General features: G+C 49.3%; 14 protein-coding genes and 2 pseudogenes. 7 read left to right on the top strand and 9 right to left on the bottom strand.

Features of this window, described 5'->3' with window-relative positions; translation table 11 throughout:
* Positions 1–8: 8 nt before the first annotated feature.
* The 4 genes from ACO0LL_RS09625 to ACO0LL_RS09610 all read right to left on the bottom strand — a co-directional run bounded on the left by ACO0LL_RS09625 (position 9) and on the right by ACO0LL_RS09610 (position 2,869).
* Positions 9–392: a hypothetical protein gene (locus ACO0LL_RS09625; RefSeq protein WP_422950629.1), complete on the bottom strand. Its 384-nt coding sequence runs from the start codon at positions 390–392 to the stop codon at positions 9–11.
* Positions 382–939, bottom strand: a complete 558-nt coding sequence (locus ACO0LL_RS09620) for a GTP-binding protein (protein WP_422950628.1) — start codon at positions 937–939, stop codon at positions 382–384. Before ACO0LL_RS09620 ends, ACO0LL_RS09625 begins: the two co-directional genes overlap by 11 nt.
* Positions 940–941: 2 nt before the next feature.
* Entirely contained in the window at positions 942–1,601 is a 660-nt protein-coding gene (locus ACO0LL_RS09615; protein WP_422950627.1) for a hypothetical protein, read from the bottom strand.
* Positions 1,602–2,338: 737 nt separating this feature from the next.
* Positions 2,339–2,869 carry a hypothetical protein gene (locus ACO0LL_RS09610; RefSeq protein ID WP_422950626.1) on the bottom strand — a complete coding sequence of 177 codons (531 nt, stop codon included), beginning with the start codon at positions 2,867–2,869 and terminating at the stop codon, positions 2,339–2,341.
* An 81-nt stretch (positions 2,870–2,950) separates the two neighbouring features.
* Here ACO0LL_RS09610 and ACO0LL_RS09605 point away from each other — a divergent pair, with 81 nt between their 5' ends.
* The 4 genes and pseudogenes from ACO0LL_RS09605 to ACO0LL_RS09590 all read left to right on the top strand — a co-directional run.
* A complete protein-coding gene (locus ACO0LL_RS09605; protein ID WP_422950625.1) occupies positions 2,951–4,279 on the top strand; it encodes a TolC family protein in 1,329 nt (442 codons plus the stop codon).
* On the top strand, positions 4,276–5,781 hold the full coding sequence (locus ACO0LL_RS09600; RefSeq protein ID WP_422950624.1) for an efflux RND transporter periplasmic adaptor subunit: 1,506 nt from the start codon (positions 4,276–4,278) through the stop codon (positions 5,779–5,781). Before ACO0LL_RS09605 ends, ACO0LL_RS09600 begins: the two co-directional genes overlap by 4 nt.
* Complete coding sequence (locus ACO0LL_RS09595; RefSeq protein ID WP_422950623.1) at positions 5,778–8,948, top strand: efflux RND transporter permease subunit; 3,171 nt, start codon at positions 5,778–5,780, stop codon at positions 8,946–8,948. The genes ACO0LL_RS09600 and ACO0LL_RS09595 overlap by 4 nt, the downstream gene beginning before the upstream one ends.
* 353 nt (positions 8,949–9,301) lie before the next feature.
* Positions 9,302–9,601: pseudogene (locus ACO0LL_RS09590) on the top strand (Arm DNA-binding domain-containing protein); the annotation flags it as partial.
* Positions 9,602–9,644: 43 nt separating this feature from the next.
* Here ACO0LL_RS09590 and ACO0LL_RS09585 read toward each other — a convergent pair.
* Positions 9,645–9,971: pseudogene (locus tag ACO0LL_RS09585) on the bottom strand (helix-turn-helix domain-containing protein); the annotation flags it as partial.
* Between the two features lie 78 nt (positions 9,972–10,049).
* On the opposite strand from ACO0LL_RS09585, the gene ACO0LL_RS09580 reads away from it, so the two are divergent.
* Positions 10,050–10,268 carry a group I truncated hemoglobin gene (locus tag ACO0LL_RS09580; RefSeq protein WP_422950622.1) on the top strand — a complete coding sequence of 73 codons (219 nt, stop codon included), beginning with the start codon at positions 10,050–10,052 and terminating at the stop codon, positions 10,266–10,268.
* Positions 10,269–10,497: 229 nt separating this feature from the next.
* Here ACO0LL_RS09580 and ACO0LL_RS09575 read toward each other — a convergent pair whose 3' ends face one another.
* Positions 10,498–11,625 carry a sensor histidine kinase gene (locus tag ACO0LL_RS09575; RefSeq protein WP_422950621.1) on the bottom strand — a complete coding sequence of 376 codons (1,128 nt, stop codon included), beginning with the start codon at positions 11,623–11,625 and terminating at the stop codon, positions 10,498–10,500.
* A gap of 638 nt (positions 11,626–12,263) precedes the next feature.
* Here ACO0LL_RS09575 and ACO0LL_RS09570 point away from each other — a divergent pair.
* Positions 12,264–16,037, top strand: a complete 3,774-nt coding sequence (locus tag ACO0LL_RS09570) for a chemotaxis protein CheB (RefSeq protein WP_422950620.1) — start codon at positions 12,264–12,266, stop codon at positions 16,035–16,037.
* A 138-nt stretch (positions 16,038–16,175) separates the two neighbouring features.
* Positions 16,176–16,793, top strand: coding sequence for a PAQR family membrane homeostasis protein TrhA (gene trhA, locus ACO0LL_RS09565; RefSeq protein WP_422950619.1), 618 nt, complete (start codon positions 16,176–16,178; stop codon positions 16,791–16,793).
* A gap of 51 nt (positions 16,794–16,844) precedes the next feature.
* Here trhA and ACO0LL_RS09560 read toward each other — a convergent pair whose 3' ends face one another.
* From ACO0LL_RS09560 to ACO0LL_RS09550, 3 genes are all read right to left on the bottom strand, one after another.
* The gene (locus ACO0LL_RS09560) at positions 16,845–17,075 is read right to left on the bottom strand and encodes a hypothetical protein (protein WP_422950618.1); all 231 of its coding nucleotides are present in this window, start codon (positions 17,073–17,075) and stop codon (positions 16,845–16,847) included.
* A 138-nt stretch (positions 17,076–17,213) separates the two neighbouring features.
* A complete protein-coding gene (rng, locus tag ACO0LL_RS09555; RefSeq protein ID WP_422950617.1) occupies positions 17,214–18,686 on the bottom strand; it encodes a ribonuclease G in 1,473 nt (490 codons plus the stop codon).
* Between the two features lie 21 nt (positions 18,687–18,707).
* Positions 18,708–19,325: a Maf family protein gene (locus tag ACO0LL_RS09550; RefSeq protein ID WP_422950616.1), complete on the bottom strand. Its 618-nt coding sequence runs from the start codon at positions 19,323–19,325 to the stop codon at positions 18,708–18,710.
* Between the last annotated feature and the right edge of the window lie 9 nt (positions 19,326–19,334).

Genomic DNA, 19,334 nt, shown 5'->3' with positions numbered 1-19,334 from the left:
TGTAGTCCTTAAGCATTCTGCAAATTACGCGCTGCCTGTTTCGCAAAATATAATATTTGCCCCACTATCGCGTCCCGGCCTGCGACCACACTCATGATCAGCGAACCTTGTTCTCTTTGAATCTGGAATATCAGTAACAATCCAAATTTGGCTTCTATGATCAGGTTTTCACATGCGCCAAGATTGCTTTCTTCACCAGCCAATGCACCGAGAGATGCCAGCGAACTCGACATTGCAGACAAGCGGGTAACCAGTGCATTACTTTCAACGCGCGAGGCGACTTCAAAGCCATCTTCCGTAGAAATTACAACAGCTTTTATTCCTTTCACTTGCGAATGGACAAAATCAACTGCTTTTTTTGCGTTCTCTGTCAAACTTTGATCAATCTGCATAACTATCCATATCTCTAACCATATCTTGCTTCGCTTCTAGCTGAAGCATCAGTAACTCTAACAATTCAGCAACATGCCTGGCTTCACGAACATCTGCTTCCAAAACCGGGCACAAGATGCCCCGTTGATTAAGGTGTTCAGAAAAATATTCAATATTTGGTTCAGGATGTGTATCCATGTGACTGATGGCGACTACGCAACTGGTCGTCTCAATCAAATTCTTAAAGCCGTCCAGATAAACGTTCAAATCAGCCACAGGATCAGGTTTGCGGTTATCAATTAAAATGATCAGGCCCAATGCACCACGCGATAATATCTCCCACATAAAATCGAAACGCTGCTGGCCGGGGGTGCCGTACAGTCTTAATTTGTCTCCATTACTCAGAGACATTTCTCCATAGTCCAGCCCAACCGTCGTGGTCAATTTATCGATATCCACGTCATTATTTTTGACATCTGTATTCAGTGTCGTTACTTCACTTACTGCAGTGATAGCGGTTGTTTTTCCTGCACCTGCAGGACCGGTAAACAATACTTTGTAATCCATGATCAATCTGTTCCCATGATGCGAGACAGTTTGTTACGTATCCGCGACAGGACGCCAGGTTGAATATATGCAGGCACAGGCGGTTGATTTGGATTTTCCAGTTTTATTTCCATGGATTCTTTTGATAACAGTCCTGACGAGTGCAGGTCCGATATAAAGGACTTGCATATTTCGATATCCAGACCAGACTTTTTATTCAGCGTTTCTACCGAAATCGCTTGCTTCGTCATGACTGTTGCCAGGCGAATGCGGTCACGGGTATTGACCAGGTTCGCTGGTGGCCATCGCTTCAGGCGATAGTGTTGCGCAAGATCAGAAGCCGGTAATTGTGTCGCTATGGGCGTAGTCGAATTTCCACCGATTGCCATACCTATGCGATTTAAAGCAGTCGCAATTTCAATGGAATTCAAAGGCAGGGACAAGTATTTTTCGTCTCCTGTATTTGATGCAGAGAGGGTCAGTGCATGCAATACACCAGTATCTTTTTGTGAATTGGACGGGGTCGCTCCGTCACCATAAATGATGAGATCAGGTGACGTTTCACGGTACAACCATTGATACTGCAAGTTAAAGTTCAGTACACGAACATACGACTTGAAAAGCTCAGCGTCCCTGAAAGCAACACCATGTAAGCTGAAATAAAATTTTTTTCGATTAGGCATGAGATTGGTTTATTGCGGACCTTTTAACAGCGAAATACACATCACTGTTGAAGACATTTTTAATGCAATTGATAGAGCTGCACGCGTCATACGAAGGACCAGTAAATATTTCTTGACCAGCATACTATCACCGTAAACCATAAAAGCTGCTGTTTAGCAAATCACTAAACAAATACTTTTTTTGAAGAGTTGTTTAGTACTAATCAAAGTCGTGCATTTTTATTTTGCGGCTGCAATTTTTAATAAAGTCGATGATTCTATGTATTTATTTTTGCGATGAATCTGATTGCCGGAACTTTACACAATATTTTCATGTCAAACTGCAACCAATTGTCAAAATATTCAATTGGAGAAAATGAAGTAACCATCTTTGTCAGTTACGTCAATTCATAATGGATGGAGGATAATTTGCGGTCTATAAATTCTTCGTTCGCTAGCTAAATTGACGCCGTCAGTTTGTTCCACTTTCGCTTCCTGGCGCAGGTTGTAGACCGGTTCATAGAATCTTTTAAATCCCGGTTACTTCAAAGCGAAGATGGCTGGAGACAGTGTTGCAAGCAGTGTTCAGTTGTGTGGCGATCTCTGGTATTGAAATCTGTCACGAATCTATCAGCGTTGAATAATACCTGTTAATGTTACTTCAGCCACTCGTGGCCCCTGCTTATCAAAATAAGCAGAATGGTATGATAGAAGCGGGTCGCTATAGATGTAATGGTCGTCACTTAAGGACGTTACAATTAAACCGCATTGCTGGCAATGCAGAAATTTTTCGTTTTGCTTGTAATTTCAAAGCCAGAGTCGCGACTATAGTCAATAAGCTGTAAAAAGTCAGTGAACAAGAAAGCAATTGCACGTTTTATGAGAATTTCCCACACCTCCCGGATGCTTGCCGTATTTGCCATGCTATGTAGCCTGCTATTCATGCAGTTTGCAGTAGCGGCATACGCCTGTCCGGGAATGAAGCTTGGGACTGGCAGTAATTCAGACGTGACATCGTTAATCACCGGTTCCTTGTCCATGCCAGACTGCGCAGGCATGGACAAGGAGCAAGCAGCACTTTGCCAGACCCATGCGCAGGACCCGTTAAGCAAACAGTCGTTGGATAAGCCGCAATCGCCTGACGTACAGCCTTTTATAAGTACTGGCTTAATACTCATCGTGGAAACCGCAGATGTAGTGGCTGTCCTATCTTCCACGCACCATCTTTCAGCATATTTCTTAAGAAGCGCCGCACCACCGATTGTCATACGTAATTGCTGTTTCCGCATTTAACTCCATAAGCGCCTGATCCATCCGTCGCCACGTCTTGCTGTGGCGTGCGTTGTTATTGATTGTCGCCTGGAGCTTCCATGTTATCTATTTTTGCTGCGCCATATGCTGCGCGGACTAATGCCATTCGCATTGCAATTGCCACTGGTTTGTTCACTTTATTCTCATGCCCCGCTTTTGCCGCGGATATTCCACTCACCTTGGGGCAAGCCCAACAACTGGCAGTAGCACACTCGCTCCAGTTGATTGCCCAAGAACTGGCGGCTACTGCTTCCCGCGAAATGGCTGTCGCTGCTGGTCAATTACCTGATCCGGTTTTGAAAGCCGGTATTGATAACCTGCCAGTCAGTGGTCCCGACCGTGGCAGTCTGAACAGTGATTTCATGACCATGCGCCGCATCGGTATCATGCAAGAGCTGACCGGTAGTGACAAGCGCCAGTTGCGCGCTGCCCGCTATGACCGTGCCGTGAACAAGTCCATGGCAGAGAAATCCAGCACGATTGCAGCCATCCAGCGTGACACTGCTATTGCCTGGCTAGACCGGTACTATGCAGAACGCATGGCCGCCATTGCCGCTGAACAGGCGAATCAGGCCAAACTCGAAATCGAGGCAGCAGAGAGCAGCTACCGCGCCGGGCGGGGTAGTCAGGCAGATATCTTCGCGGCCAGAAGCGCGCTGAGCATGGTGGATGACCGCTACAGTGATATCCAGCGCAAGGTACGTACTGCCAGAATAATGCTGGATCGCTGGACAGGTCTTGCTACTGAGCTTCCATTGGCGGGAGAACCAAGTATAGGCAGCATCCGTCTGGATTTAACAGCGCTGGACAAATCGCTGACCCACCATCCCCAGATCGCAGTATTGACCAGGCAAACGGAAATCGCTGAAGCAGACGCAAAACTCGCAGAAGCCAATAAAAAGCCAGACTGGACGGTCGAAGTCGCATTCCAGCAGCGTGGCCCGGCATATTCCAATATGGTGTCGGTCGGTATATCTCTGCCTTTCCAGTGGGACCAAAAGAATCGTCAGGATCGTGAACTGTCATCGAAGCTGGCGATGGTCGAGCAGGCAAAAGCCGAGCGCGATGAAACACTCCGCGCCCACGTCGCTGAAACCAGGGCAATGATAGAAGAGTGGCAAAGTGGCCTGGAACGCAGCTCCCGCTATGAACGTGAATTGATACCACTAGCCAAAGAACGTACTCAAGCCACTCTGGGTGCCTATCGCGGTGGCAAATCCAGTCTGCCCGACCTATTGGCTACACGCCGGAATGAGATTGATGTAAGGCTACAGGCCTTGCAATTGCAAGCTGACACCGCCCGTCTGTGGGCACAACTCAATTTCCTGTTTCCTGCTGATGGGCAAGGTAATCATTCACACGAATCCTCGAACAAGGATGCGCTATGAACAATAAAAAAATCATTATTGCCCTTGTTGCCGCTGGTGTACTGGCTGGCAGTGGATATGGCCTTTATCGTCTGGGCATTAGTCAGGGAATGAAGGAATCAGGTGGGATGCAAGCAGATGCCTCAGTATCGGGCCCAGCCCCAAGCGACAAGAAGGTACTGTATTGGCATGACCCCATGGTTCCCGGCCAGAAATTTGATAAACCTGGCAAATCGCCTTTCATGGACATGCAATTGGTACCAGTTTACGCCGATGGCGCAGATGAAGGTAGTGTCAAGATCAGTCCACGCGTGCAGCAAAACCTCGGCATTCGGGTCGCTGAAGTCACCAGAGCAACGCTTGCATCGTCCATAGCGGCAGTTGGCACCGTGACCTATAACGAGCGCGATGTCGCCCTGGTACAGGCACGTAGTAACGGCTTTGTCGAAAAACTCTATGTGCGCGTCGCCCTGGACACCGTAAAGAAAGGCCAGGCACTGGCCGAGCTGTATGTGCCAGACTGGGTTGCCGCTCAGGAGGAATACCTTACAGCACGGCGCATGGAAAGCACAGGCATGGCAGGTTTGCAGGAGGCTACCAAACAACGCATGCGTCTCGCCGGGATGACGGACGATCACATCCGTTCAGTTGTCGCCAGTGGAAAGCTGCATCCACGCATCACAGTAACTGCACCGGTCAGTGGTGTCGTGTCAGAACTGTCCATACGTGAAGGTATGACGGTCATGGCAGGAGCGCCATTATTTCGTATCAATGGAGTTGCAACAATATGGGTAATTGCCGATATCCCGGAAAACCTGTCTGCCCAGGTACGTCCAGGCAATGTGGTCGAAGCTCGCACACCATCATTACCCGGCACACTCTTCCAGGGCAAGGTCAACGCTATCCTGCCACAAGTGGATGTGAGCACCCGTACCTTGAAAGCCCGTATTGAGCTGAATAATCCGGCGGGCGTCTTGGTGCCGGGCATGTTTGCCAATCTCAACTTCAGTTCTGGCGTGGATAAGGAGGTTTTGCTGGTACCGAGCGAAGCGGTCATTGTCACCGGAACCCGCAATGTCGTCATGATCGCGCAGGACGACGGCAAGTTCCTGTCTGTGGACGTTGAAACTGGTGCAGAAGCGAATGGCCAGACGGAAATCCGCAAAGGGCTGGAAGCTGGACAAAAGACCGTCGTCTCCGGCCAATTCTTGATTGACTCTGAAGCCAGCCTTAAAGCAACGACTACTCGTATGGGTGAGTCACCAGCTAATGGCAAGCTGGGAGGAACAACGCATCATGGCAGCGGCAAAGTCGAAAAGATAGATAAAAATGAGATCACCTTGTCGCACGATCCTGTTCCATCCTTGCAATGGGGGGCAATGACTATGGGCTTCCAACTACCAGTTGGCGGACTTCCACGCAATGTGGAAGTTGGGGACATGGTGATTTTTGATATACGACCGTCCAAAAATGGGATGTACCAGATTGTCACCATTTCTCCGGCTACAGGAGCAAAGAAATGATCGCGAAATTGATACGCTGGTCTATCATCAACCGCTTCCTGGTGCTGCTGGCGACCCTGATAATGACCGCCTGGGGTATCTGGTCCTTATCGCGTACACCACTGGATGCGATTCCTGACCTGTCGGACGTGCAAGTCATTATCCGTACCAGTTTCCCTGGACAGGCACCACAAATTGTGGAAAACCAGATCACCTATCCATTGACCACTACCATGTTGTCAGTGCCCGGTGCCAGGACAGTGCGTGGGTATTCCTTCTTTGGTGACTCCTTTGTTTATGTCCTCTTTGAAGATGGCACGGACCTGTATTGGGCACGTTCACGCGTACTGGAATACCTGAACCAGGTGCAGTCACGGTTGCCGCCACAAGCGAAAGCATCTCTCGGGCCAGATGCCACCGGTGTCGGCTGGGTATATGAATATGCCCTGGTGGACCGCAGCGGCAAGATGGATTTATCGCAGTTGCGGGCATTTCAGGACTGGTTCCTGAAGTACGAATTGAAGTCGGTACCAAATGTGTCGGAGGTGGCAAGCATAGGTGGCATGGTGCGCCAGTACCAGATTCAGCTCGACCCGGACAAGATGCGTGCCTATAACATCCCGCACGGCAAAATCATAGCGGCAGTACAGCAGGCCAATCAGGAAAATGGTGGCTCGGTCCTGGAGCTGGGTGAAGCCGAGTACATGGTGCGTGCATCTGGCTACCTGAAGTCGCTGGATGATTTCCGTAAAATCCCTTTGGTGACGACAGACGCCGGTGTATCCGTACGCTTGGGTGACGTGGCCCGTATTCAGACCGGACCTGAAATGCGGCGCGGTATTGCTGAATTGAACGGTGAAGGCGAAGTTGCAGGCGGCGTGATTGTCATGCGCTCAGGTAAAAATGCACTGGCAACCATTGATGCCATCAAAACCAAACTGGAAAAACTGAAATCCAGCCTGCCGCCAGGCGTAGAGATCATCCCTGTTTATGACCGGTCCAGCCTGATCAAACGCGCTGTGAGCAATCTGGAACACAAGCTGCTGGAAGAATTCATCGTAGTAGCTGTTGTGTGTGCCATCTTCTTATTCCACATCCACTCAGCACTGGTTGCCATTGTTTCCCTGCCTTTAGGTATCCTGGCAGCGTATATCGTCATGTACTACCAGGGAGTGAATGCCAATATCATGTCGCTGGGCGGTATTGCCATCGCGATTGGTGCCATGGTCGATGCTGCAGTCGTCATGATAGAAAATGCGCACAAGCATATTGAAGCCTGGAACCATGCACATCCGGGAGATAAACTGACTGGTGAAACCCACTGGCAAGTGATAGGCGATGCAGCCGCCGAAGTTGGGCCCGCTTTGTTCTTTTCCTTATTGATCATCGTTCTGTCCTTTATCCCAGTATTCACTCTGGAGGCGCAGGAAGGACGCTTGTTTGCTCCGCTGGCTTTCACCAAGACCTATGCCATGGCCGCAGCGGCAGGCCTGGCGGTGACTTTGATACCGGTATTGATGGGCTATCTGATACGCGGCAAAATACCTGAAGAACAAAAGAACCCTCTGAACAGGTTCCTGATAGCGATATACCGGCCTTTGCTTGATGTCGTTCTGCGCTTCCCGAAAGTTACTTTGCTGGTCGCTGGCTTGATTGCCTTGGCGACGGTGTGGCCCATGTCACGGCTTGGTGGTGAATTTATGCCACCACTTGATGAAGGTGATTTGCTATATATGCCGTCTGCACTGCCAGGTATAGGCGCAGGCAAAGTCTCTGAGCTATTACAGCAAACTGATCGTCTCATCAAAACCGTTCCTGAAGTGCAAAGCGTGTTTGGCAAGGCTGGCCGGGCTGAGTCGGCAACAGACCCGGCACCACTGGAAATGTTCGAGACCACCATACAGTTCAAACCGCGTGATCAATGGCGTGTCGGTATGACCTCGGATAAACTGGTGGAAGAACTTGACCGTGTCGTCAAAGTCCCAGGTCTATCAAATATCTGGGTACCGCCGATCAGAAACCGTATTGACATGCTTGCCACTGGAATCAAGAGTCCTGTAGGCATCAAGGTCTCTGGGGCCAATCTCAAAGAAATCGACCGTATGACAGCTGACATTGAGCGCGCCATCAAGGATGTACCCGGCGTATCTTCAGCCTTGGCTGAACGCCTGAATGGTGGCCGTTACATTGATGTTGATATCAACCGCGATGCCGCTGCACGCTATGGACTGAACATTGCTGATGTGCAGAGTATCGTCTCCGCCGCGATTGGTGGTGACAACATAGGCGAGACAGTAGAAGGCTTGCAGCGCTTTCCCATCAACGTGCGCTATCCCCGGGAAATACGCGATTCTGTTGAGAAACTGCGCCAGTTGCCTGTACTTACCGAGCGCGGCGCTCAAATCCAACTTGGCGATGTTGCTGAAATCCGCATCGACGACGGCCCACCCATGCTCAAAAGTGAAAATGCGCGTCTGTCAGGCTGGGTGTATGTGGATATCCGTGATCGTGACCTCAGCTCAGTCGTACATGAAATGCAGGAAGTCGTTGCCCGAGAGGTCAAGTTGCCTGCTGCGTATTCGATTACCTGGTCAGGTCAGTTTGAATATCTGGAACGCGCCACAGCAAAACTGAAGATAGTGGTACCAGCGACCTTATTGATTATCTTCGTCTTGCTCTATATGATATTCAAACGCTTGGACGAAGCTACGCTGATCATGGCGACCTTGCCCTTTGCTTTAGCTGGTGGAATTTGGCTATTGTGGGTGCTTGGTCATAATCTGTCGGTCGCCAGTGGTGTCGGGTTTATCGCGCTAGCAGGTGTTTCGGCTGAATTCGGTGTGATCATGCTGCTGTATCTGAAACAGTCGTGGGAAAACCGCGTCAGGGCAGGCAATGATACTCAGGAAGATTTGCTTGATGCCATCCGTGAAGGTGCGGTAATGCGGGTGCGGCCAAAAGCGATGACGGTTGCCGTTATCATCGCCGGGCTGGTGCCGATCATGTTTGGTGCCGGAACAGGATCAGAAGTGATGCAAAGAATTGCTGCACCTATGGTAGGAGGTATGATCACGGCTCCCTTGTTGTCGATGTTTGTAGTACCGGCCGTTTATCTGATACTACGTCGTCCAGGATTGAAAACTGCAAAGAAGATTCAAAAAAAGAGAATAATTATTCCATCTCAATAAATGAGATTTCGCGATGGACCCATAGTTATCCTTGCCCATTAAAACGTAGTGAAAATGACGGATGTCCAGTACCGTCCGTCAATTCAAGTATGTTAATGCCGCTTGCAATAATCTCTATAGCGGAATCCCGGCTGCTTTACATCAAAATAATATTGTATTGTTTTTTTGTTGATCTATCTACGTCTATTATCATGCATTTTAAAATGTAAGTGTTTGATTTTTAAAAGTAATTTGTTCATTGTTGTCTATTAATGTATCATTCAATCGCGATAAAAATGTGTAGCTAAGAGTGTAGTCAGCTACAAATTTATATAATCCGACTAGGATGAAACGTGGGTACAAGAACAAAGGAAATGCTTGAATCGCTTCTGTTAAAACATTGGATGCGGGCAGTTGAGAACGGCGAAGCTCTCACGGTCAAAGATCAACAAACAAATGAAATTATACAACTCCCATTGCCGCTCGCCAGATCAGATGGAGATGGCCTAACTTTTACGCTTTCTAAATCAGGAACTGCATCTTGGGTTCTTCGTTATCGACATGCTGGACGTGCCAGGGAGCTTACGATTGGCAATTATCCCGATATTGGGCTATCCAAAGCAAGAAGCCGTGCGCGTGAGCAGCGAGCAGAAATAGATCGATGTAGCGACCCGGTGTGCGTTTGCTAGCTCAATTGACCCTGTCAGTTTGATCCACCTTCCACTTCCTGGCGAAGGCGGCCACCCGGTCATACGACCCTTCATATCCCAGTTCTTTCAGATCGAGATGAAGCTGCTTTAAGCTTCGTCGCTGCTTACGATTTTTACCCGCTTCGGTTTTAAGCCAGCTTGAAAGCTGTAATGCATATTTATCGATGGCGCTTGTTGTTTGTCGATCCGCATAGGCTGGCTCTGTGACTTCAGAGCGCAGATAGCGCCGGACAGTGTTGCGAGAGATACCCAGTCGTCTGGCAATCTCGCGTAATGGAATCTGGTCACGAATGTGCCAGCGTCGAATAATACCTAGCAATGCCACGTCAATCACTCCTGCTCCCTACTCATCAAGATAAGTAGGCTTGTGTGCTAAACGTGGGTCAATTTTAGATGCAATTTATCCAGCAAAGTGGTCAATTTTCAGTGCAAATCAACAGGTGGGCCATGTGTATATCAAGGTCGTGATATGGATAGTGCACACGAAGGGTTGAAAATTAGCTCTTCTGCCTTCTATGCAGTGACCGAGGATCTGCAAATCGCCATGGAGAACTGTCAGATACCATCTTATACGGCAAACAAATTGATCGCTAAGTTGGCATCAATGAAAAGGGTTATTGTAAAAAAATAGTCCTCAAAAAAGACTCATGGAAATGCTGCGCATTATTTGGGGCAACGATACTTTTTCAGACTAAGTGCACCGGTTTTAATTGCGTACTAGAACCGGACTTTTTACACGTCCTTTGGCATGGCGATGGTGCATCCTTTGTTTGCCTCAATTTCGGCCCGGACAGCTTCCAACTCGAACTGGTGGCGGCCGATGAAGATGACTGCCGCGCCTTGGTCTTAATTCATATCCCTCAAGATTGCGGGACAAATGGACGGCAGTCCACAGGAATATCTATAAGAAAAGTTGTCCCCAGTTCTTCAGAGCTATCAACCAGAACACTGCCGCCATGACTTTCCGCGACGGTTTTTACGAAATGTAGTCCAATACCCCAACTGGGAGTGGTAGTAACATTATCTTCACGACGTAAATAATCAAAAATATTGTTGTGCATGTCTTTCGGAATGGGGTTACCCATATTGTGGACGCTCAGCATTAATCTACCGTGGGCCTGGTGAACTCTGGTGCTCACTGTTTTATTGTCACCATATTTGATCGCATTGTTAATCAGGTTTTCCAAAGCTCTGCGTAATGAGTCCTTGCACCAATATCCAATGACCGCTTCATTCGTTTCACATCCAATATTACAATCAAAATTTTGATAATATTGGTCACATACCTCGCTAGCTAATTCACTTAGGTCGAATTGCGAGAGGTCAAGCGTTAAATTGGTGTTGCCTTGTAGCGTAAGCGCATCCACCAATTCACCCATCATGGCACCTAAGCGCTTGGCGTTAGAGGCGATTTTAGAGGAAAATTTCTTAGCTACTTCCATGTCAGTAGTCATACTGATCAGTTGAGCGCCATTGGCTATGACTGCCAGAGGTGTGCGCATATCGTGCGAAAGAGCAGCGGCCAATTTACCGCGCAATATCTCGTGACTGGCTGTGAAAGCCCGAATCGCTTCGCGTGTAGCAGTGTTGATAGACTGATCGATAATTGTCCAGTGGTGCTCAGTCAGCTCCACATGTCCTTTCGCAACGATAGCAATTATCTCCCTGAAAATCTGGTATTCGTGAATTACCTGATCGGGACCATACAAGGTCATGCGTGCTCGTTCACCGCCATGAACGGAAGCAGCATTGTTATTGCTGGTCGCATCTTTGCGAGGGTAGTCTGGACTTAAAGCTTCAGCAATATTGTCGTAGAAAGCCGGAAGCGTATTGATTAATACCGGCCCAAGCAAGCTGCTGGCACCCGGAACACGCGCTCTGATTTCCTGTTCCCAACGCGCCATCACTGCTTCGCGAATGGAAATAAATTGCAGAGAAATAGGGGATAGTTCACCCGCTGCCGTGCTTTGATCTGTTGCCAATGTCATGCCTACTCCACAAAGAGCCGATTCAATAACAAAACTGTAAAGCATATTCAGTTGCTATGAGCCGCCCCCATTAGGGAGCCTGATGTAAATCAGGTAAGCAGCTATGGCGTAACCGCGCATTTTACCACCACCTGCCAGTAGCACGGATCACAGCATATTTTGTCAATAAATACGCCAATTCAATTGTTCCGGAAATGGGAAGTTTTTCAGCCAACAATATTCGCAAAAGAGCTGTTGAATTTATATAAAAGTGATGACTTTTAATTATTAATTAGTTAATTTCAATCAAGCTGAAAAAGCGTTGATTTTTTCTGACGATGCGCAAATTCCTACAGTGGGTAAGGTAGCTTTCCTGCATACATCAGCGCCCTGAATTTTAATAATCTAAGGGTGCAAGATACTAAGCTGCGCTCGTATATGACTTCATCAACCGTCTTGATCTTGTTATTGAGAGGTACAAATCCAGGATAGGTGTGGAGTAAGCGCGCAGCTCGATGCCGCCAATACGTGAGGCTTAATGGCATCCATTATCGAGCGCAGCAACGTCGAATCAAGATCGAAGCCTCTGGTGCATTTTTGCGCTGTGCTGATGGGTTGTAAAACCTGATATTTTGACATTTTAAGGTAAGATACCGAGCTTGGCTTTAGCACTGACCCTAGACCCTCACTTCAATTTCTTTATGATGGATAAAATGCTTAGTAATAACAATATTGTGTCCGTCGTGGGAATAGGAGCGTCAGCAGGCGGTTTGGAAGCAATAGGCCAATTAGTCGAGGCATTGGATGACCAGCTGGGGCTAGCGTATCTGGTAGTTTCACATCTTGACCCGCGACATGAAAGTCTGCTCCCAGAAATTCTCGCCAAGCGCACGTCACTGACGGTCGAAACTGCTGGTGAACAGGTGCTTAAGCCTAACCACATTTACGTGATCCCACCAGACACGGCACTTACTTTAGTTGGCAATCAGCTGCATTTGCAGCCTCGTTCACTATTAAGAGTTAAGCACTTGCCCATCGACATATTGTTCGAATCCCTTGCCGAGCAGCGACCAGGTGCTGCGGTCGGTATAGTCTTGTCGGGTACTGGTAGCGACGGCGCTGAGGGTGTTAAGAAGATCAGGGAGGCCGCAGGTGTCACACTGGTGCAAACTCCAGCTAGCGCGGCATTCCCCGGAATGCCTCAGGCGGCGATAGATACCGGCTGTGTTGATCTAGTCATGCGTCCGGCAGACATTGCTGACGAGCTCGCACGGATGGCGCGGCATCCCTACTTTGTTAAGCTGGAAGATAACGCAGGTAATGAGGATACGTCTCCCCACAGCACCATGGTGAAAATCTTTGATCTCATCAGAAGCGTTTATCAGGCTGACTTCACGCAATATAAACCTAATACCATACAACGCCGCCTGCAGCGCCGCATGGCGCTGGTGAACGAAACCGATGTTCACTCCTATTTAAAGGTGTTGAAGGATAACCCCGTCGAATTAGCAGCGCTTTACGACGATTTGTTGATTCGCGTTACCACCTTCTTCCGAGAGGATTCCATCTACACGGCATTATCCCAAACTGTGTTTCCAATGTTGTTGAAAGATCGGAATCACGTTGAGCCAGTGCGTATATGGGTGCCGGCGTGCGCAACGGGTGAGGAAGTATATTCGCTCGCAATCAGCCTACTGGAATATTTAGGCGAAAATGCGCAAGATGTCACCATTCAGATTTTCGGTACCGATCTCAATGAAGCGGCAATTGAGCAAGCTCGACACGGCTCTTATCCAGAAAGCATTTCCGATCGTGTGTCAGCTGCTCGGTTGCAACGCTTCTTTGTGCACGAAAACAAGCGCTATCGTGTTGCTAAGCAGGTACGCGAACTGTGTGTATTTGCGCGCCAAAATGTGGCACTCGATCCACCTTTCTCGAGAATGGATGTCATCAGCTGCTGCAATTTGCTGATCTACCTAGATTCTGGTTTGCAGCGCCGCGTGCTGAAACATTTCCATTATGGTTTGAAACCAGATGGCTTCTTAATCCTTGGGCCTGCGGAGAATGCGGATGAGGAAGGCCAATTTTTCAAGCGCGCCGACAGCCATCAGCGCATGTTGTATCAGCGCGCCATGCCCACACGCGGCTCACTTGATTTGGTATTAGGTGGGTCGACGCCGGACAAACGTACAAGTGCAGTGGTGGACTCATCGCCATCCTTGTCGCTTGACCACACTCAGGTGCAACGTAAGGCTGACGGGCTGCTTCTGTCTCGATTCTCACCAGCGAGCATTCTGGTCGATGATCGCATGAACATTGTGCAGTTTCGCGGGCAAACCAGCCCTTATCTGGAACATGCCAGCGGCACTGCAAGTCTGAATCTGCATCGGGTTGCGCATCCCGGCATTTTGATGCAGTTGGTGCCCTTGCTGAATGAAGTCCAGGGATCGGGGCGTGCAGTTTTTAAAGACGACCTGCGGATAGAAACGTTGACCGGCATGCGGGAAGGTACCGTGGAGCTGATACCGTTGCGTGAACCGTCGACCAAAACCGGCTTTTGCTTGATTTTGTTTGATGCAAACGTGCGCCCCGCTAAAACTGAAGGCCGACCTGAAATACCGGAAACTGAGAAGGATGCGCGCATTCGTCAGTTAGAGGTAGAACTCGACAGTATGCGGGATTATCTACAGGCCACGAATGAAGCGTATGAGGCGGCACTTGAAGAATCGCGATCAGCGCAAGAGGAGTTGCAATCAGCGAATGAAGAATTTCTGAGCGGTAATGAAGAACTCGTCATTGCAAGAGAAGAGTTGCAAGCTTCTAATGAAGAACTGACGACAGCGAACGAAGAACTCATGAGTCGTACCCGTGAGCTGAGTGTGATGAATACGGAATTGGCACGGGCCCGAAAACTCGCCGACTTTAACGCCAGTTACGCTGAATCAGTGATCGATACAGTGGCCCACCCTTTAGTCGTTCTGGATCAAGGATTAATCATCCATCGGGCAAATCATGCGTTCTACGACGTGTTTTTAACGAATCCAAGCGATACCCTCAATCGTCGGCTTGTGGATCTGGGGGACGGACAATGGAACTCTCCAGAACTACGCAAGTTGCTGGACCAGGTCGTGTTGGGCAATAGCCCGATCACCTCTTATCGCGTGGAGCATGATTTTCCCGGCGTGGGCGTAAAAGTCATGATGGTCAATGCCAGAAAAGTTCCGGCGATGGACAACCGGTCCGCTCGATTATTGCTGGCTTTTGAGGACGTCACTGTCAGCGATGAACGATTGACTCGTCTACGCAGCGACGACCACCGCAAAGATGAGTTCATTGCACTATTGGCGCATGAGTTGCGTAACCCTCTAGCGCCGATCCGCAACGCGGTCCAGTTGCTGACAATGAAAATAAGTGATGAAAGCCTACGTCGGCCGCTTGTATTGATTGATCGCCAGGTAAGCACGTTGGCAAGATTGATCAATGATCTGATGGACGTTTCACGTATTACGCGCGGAAAAATGTTCTTTGAGCAGCATCCAGTGAATCTCAAGGATGCCATATCTCAGGTAATTAGTACAATTGCGCCGTATATGGAATCTCGTGGGCATCACCTCACTGCGTTGATGCCTCCCACTGAAGTCATTGTGATGGGCGATGCCACGCGTCTGGAACAGGCGATTGGTAATCTGCTCAATAATGCGGGGAAATATACTGACCATGGTGGCTACATAGAGATCGCGCTCAGCGTCGATCACAGCGAGGCGGTGATTTCAGTCAGCGACAACGGCGTCGGGATCGACGCAAATATCTTGCCACATATTTTTGATTTATTTGTTCAGTCCGATATGACACGCACGCGAGCGGAAGGCGGGCTTGGCATTGGCCTGAGTCTGGTCAGACAAATCACTGAAGCTCATGGCGGAACAGTGGTTGGACACAGTAACGGCTCAGGCACAGGAACCATTTTCACAATACGATTGCCTATCTCTACTTCACCCGTCGCTGAGAGTAGCGGCGACACCGTTGACGAGGAGAATACGTTCACCTTCCAAGCGCGCCGCATCCTGGTGGTGGACGACAATGCTGACGCGGCAAATACCGTAGCTGAATTGCTCCGCAGTTGGGGACATGACGTCATTCTGGCTTATGACGGCTTCGCTGCGCTGGAAGTGGCATCGACTTTTACGCCTGAGGTGGCATTACTTGATATTGGACTGCCGACGATGAATGGTCATGAACTGGCAGTCAAGTTGCGTCAGAAGATATCTGGAAAGTTATTTTTGATCGCTGTCACCGGATATGGCCGCCCAAGTGACTACAAGTCGAGCGCAGATTCTGGCTTTGATGTGCATTTGGTAAAGCCAATTAGTTTTGGGCCATTGCAAGTGCTGCTGGCAAATTTAAAGGCCACCGATGCCAGCGCTGAAGGCTGATGTGCTGAAATCAGCGTCATCCAACAGACTTGCGGGTAGCATGTAGCAGTCTTGGCCAGGAAGTGGGTAACGCGGCTATGCAAAATACAATTGCCGGGCCGAAGGTTTCAATAGTGAGAAATTTGTAGGAAGGTACGCATGTATTATGGAGAGCGCTTCAACAGCATTACCCACGCGGTAGGTGCTGTGCTGGCGGCAGTGGGCGGCGTAGCGCTGATCACGATAGCAGTTCGCAGTGGTGACTATTGGAAGATTGTTAGTTTTAGCATTTACGCTGCCACGTTATTTGCCCTGTATTTTACATCTGCGCTGTATCACAGCTCCCAAGGGCCAGCCAAAGATGTATTGCGTCGGCTCGACCATTGCGCGATCTACTTGCTAATTGCTGGTACCTATACGCCATTCACACTGGTCAGCCTCAAGGGGACTTGGGGTTGGTCGCTGTTCGGCGTGGTGTGGGGGCTTGCCGTTGCTGGTGTCCTGCAAGAATTGTGGTATGCCAAAGGAGCACGGCTAATCTCGTTGCTAATTTATGTTGTGATGGGCTGGGTTGGTGTTATCGCTGCGAAGCCGCTCATCAATGCGCTCACGATGGACGGCTTCTGGTGGCTGGCAGCAGGGGGCGCACTCTACACGGGCGGTATCGCGTTTTATGCCACAGATCACAAATGGCGTCACGGACATGGAGTTTGGCACTTGTTCGTACTTGGCGGAAGCATTTGCCATTTTGGCGCGGTATTGCTGTACGTGGCGTAATAGAGCGTCAAGCACACCCATTTGACTACTATGGCATTGCCATTTGCTGATTTAGTATCGAGATTCGCCTTTCCCAAACAGCTTAATTGCAAAGATGGATGCGTTACATAATTGAGGCCAAGAGCCGTAAGTGCCTGCGAATAACCATGCCCAGTTGTCCGGCCCCATCTTTTTTTCCTCTTCGCTCAAAGCAAATCGCATCTCTTCTGAAAGTAATGCGAGAGTTAGTGCATTGCGATAGTTTAGGTAGTCTTTGTCGCTTAAGCGATCTGCATTGCTCATGTAATGGTATTTATCTTTACAAAAAATTCATTTTGATGGGCGGTGGATATCTCAAAATAATGTGTAGCTAACTTTGTAGTTAATTCAGTATATTTTTGAAATAACCCCATAACCACATGATTTTAAAAGATAAAAATATCACATCAAAATAATGTCGTACTGCTCCTGATGAAACACACTTTCGACTTGCAGTGAAATCGGCTTGCCAATGAAGTCGCCAAGCATGGCCAGATGCTGGGATTCTTCTTCGAGGAACATATCGACCACGACTTGTGAAGCCATGATGCGGAATTCTCTGGGGTTGAATTGTTTGGCTTCGCGCAGCAGTTCGCGCAGGATTTCGTAGCAGATGGTGCGGGCGGTTTTGACCTGGCCTTTGCCGCTGCAGGCTGGGCAGGGTTCGCACAGCACATGGGCCAGTGATTCGCGCGTGCGTTTGCGGGTGACTTCTACCAGGCCGAGGGCAGAGAAGCCGGAAACAGATAGCTTGGTGCGGTCGCGTGACAAAGCCTTGTTGAGTTCTGACAGTACGGCAGTCTTGTGCTCTTCATTCTCCATGTCGATGATGTCGAGAATGATGATGCCACCGAGGTTGCGCAAGCGTAGCTGGCGGGCGATGGCGTGGGCGGCTTCGAGGTTGGTTTTGAAGATGGTGTCATCAAAATTGCGGCCAGCGACAAAGCTGCCGGTGTTGACGTCGATAGTGGTCATGGCCTCGGTCTGGTCGACGATGAGGTAACCACCAGATTTTAAGTCCACTCGGCGGCCCAGGGCGCGTTCTATTTCTTCTTCCACGCCATGCAGGTCAAACAGCGGGCGTTCGCCTATGTAATGCTGCAGCTTGCCGAGTACGGATGGCATATAGTGCGTCGCAAACTCTTGCAGCATGATGTAATTCTCACGCGAATCGACTTGTATGCTGTCGGTTTCTTCATTGACGAAGTCACGCAAGACGCGCTGTGCCAGATTAAGATCCTGGTACAGCAGGGTCGTTGGTGGCTGGGTCTTGGCTAATTGCAGTATGGTGGACCAGGTGCGGCGCAGGTAATCGACGTCGGCTTTGAGGTCTTCATCCGAGGCATCCTCTGCCATGGTGCGGACGATGAAACCACCTTTTTCTTCTGGCTGTTGCAGGTTTTGTACTTTGGTGCGCAGGGCTTCGCGTTCGGCTTCGTTTTCTATTTTTTGCGAGATACCGATATGTGAATCTTGCGGCAGATAGACCAGCATGCGGCCCGCGATGGAAATCTGTGTCGAGAGGCGGGCACCTTTTGTGCCTATCGGGTCTTTGACTACTTGCACAGTGACGGACTGGCCATCGAACAGCAATTTTTCTATCGGTGTCAGCGGTGCATTGGTATTGCCATTCGCATCTTGCGAGCGGGCATCCCAGATGTCGGCTACATGCAAAAAGGCGGCTCGTTCCAAACCTATGTCGATAAAGGCAGACTGCATGCCTGGCAAGACGCGCACGACTTTACCCAGGTAGATATTGCCGACCAGGCCGCGTGACAATGTACGTTCTATATGGAGTTCTTGTACCGCACCCTGGAACATCAGGGCAACGCGGGTTTCTTGAGGGGTGATATTGATGAGGAGGTTTTCGCTCATAAGCTTCTCTGATACTTCAATTTATGGAATAAAGATACCTGCCTGACGCAGTAGCTGGCAGGTTTCAAATAAAGGTAATCCCATGATGCCAGAATAACTCCCTTTGATGTGTGAAATAAAACGGGCAGCCGCACCCTGTATGCCATAGCCACCCGCTTTGTCGTAGGGTTCATTGCTATTGCAGTAGGCCAGTATCTGCTGTTCATCGAGCTTAGCAAAACTGACTTCCGAGCATTGTGTGACGGCGGTACTACCCAGTGCAGAATGTACTGCAATGCTGGTCAGCACCATATGTGTCTGGCCTGCCAGCATGCTCAGCATTTGTATGGCTTCTTGCTTGTCGGCAGGCTTGCCCAGTATTTGCTTGCCGAGTACTACGGTGGTGTCAGCGGCGAGCACGGGGCGTGGCAGCATTTTGCGCAGATGCATGATTTCCCATGCCTTGTCTGCTTTTTCCTGGGTGACACGGCTGACATAGGCTTCTGGTGCTTCGCCGGGCAAGACGATCTCGGTCACATCTGGTCCGCGCGGTGCGGCATCGCGTAGCAACAGCAAGTCAAACTCTATGCCTGCCTGGTGCAGCAATTCGCGGCGTCTTGGGCTTTTTGATGCCAGGTAGATTTTATTTTCTTTTAGCATGGCGGTCTC

Source organism: Undibacterium sp. TC4M20W (assembly GCF_049340245.1).
Lineage (GTDB): Bacteria > Pseudomonadota > Gammaproteobacteria > Burkholderiales > Burkholderiaceae_D > Undibacterium.
Note: the sequence above shows the minus strand (reverse complement) of the source record. Positions and strands in the feature narration are given on the sequence as shown.

Coding starts and splice junctions, on each gene's coding strand:
- trhA (WP_422950619.1), top strand. CDS start 16,176: ATGTATTATGGAGAGCGCTTCAACAGCATTACCCACGCGGTAGGTGCT.
- ACO0LL_RS09605 (WP_422950625.1), top strand. CDS start 2,951: ATGTTATCTATTTTTGCTGCGCCATATGCTGCGCGGACTAATGCCATT.
- ACO0LL_RS09615 (WP_422950627.1), bottom strand. CDS start 1,601: ATGCCTAATCGAAAAAAATTTTATTTCAGCTTACATGGTGTTGCTTTC.
- ACO0LL_RS09610 (WP_422950626.1), bottom strand. CDS start 2,869: ATGCGGAAACAGCAATTACGTATGACAATCGGTGGTGCGGCGCTTCTT.
- ACO0LL_RS09550 (WP_422950616.1), bottom strand. CDS start 19,325: ATGCTAAAAGAAAATAAAATCTACCTGGCATCAAAAAGCCCAAGACGC.
- ACO0LL_RS09620 (WP_422950628.1), bottom strand. CDS start 939: ATGGATTACAAAGTATTGTTTACCGGTCCTGCAGGTGCAGGAAAAACA.
- rng (WP_422950617.1), bottom strand. CDS start 18,686: ATGAGCGAAAACCTCCTCATCAATATCACCCCTCAAGAAACCCGCGTT.
- ACO0LL_RS09575 (WP_422950621.1), bottom strand. CDS start 11,625: ATGACATTGGCAACAGATCAAAGCACGGCAGCGGGTGAACTATCCCCT.
- ACO0LL_RS09600 (WP_422950624.1), top strand. CDS start 4,276: ATGAACAATAAAAAAATCATTATTGCCCTTGTTGCCGCTGGTGTACTG.
- ACO0LL_RS09595 (WP_422950623.1), top strand. CDS start 5,778: ATGATCGCGAAATTGATACGCTGGTCTATCATCAACCGCTTCCTGGTG.
- ACO0LL_RS09625 (WP_422950629.1), bottom strand. CDS start 392: ATGCAGATTGATCAAAGTTTGACAGAGAACGCAAAAAAAGCAGTTGAT.
- ACO0LL_RS09560 (WP_422950618.1), bottom strand. CDS start 17,075: ATGAGCAATGCAGATCGCTTAAGCGACAAAGACTACCTAAACTATCGC.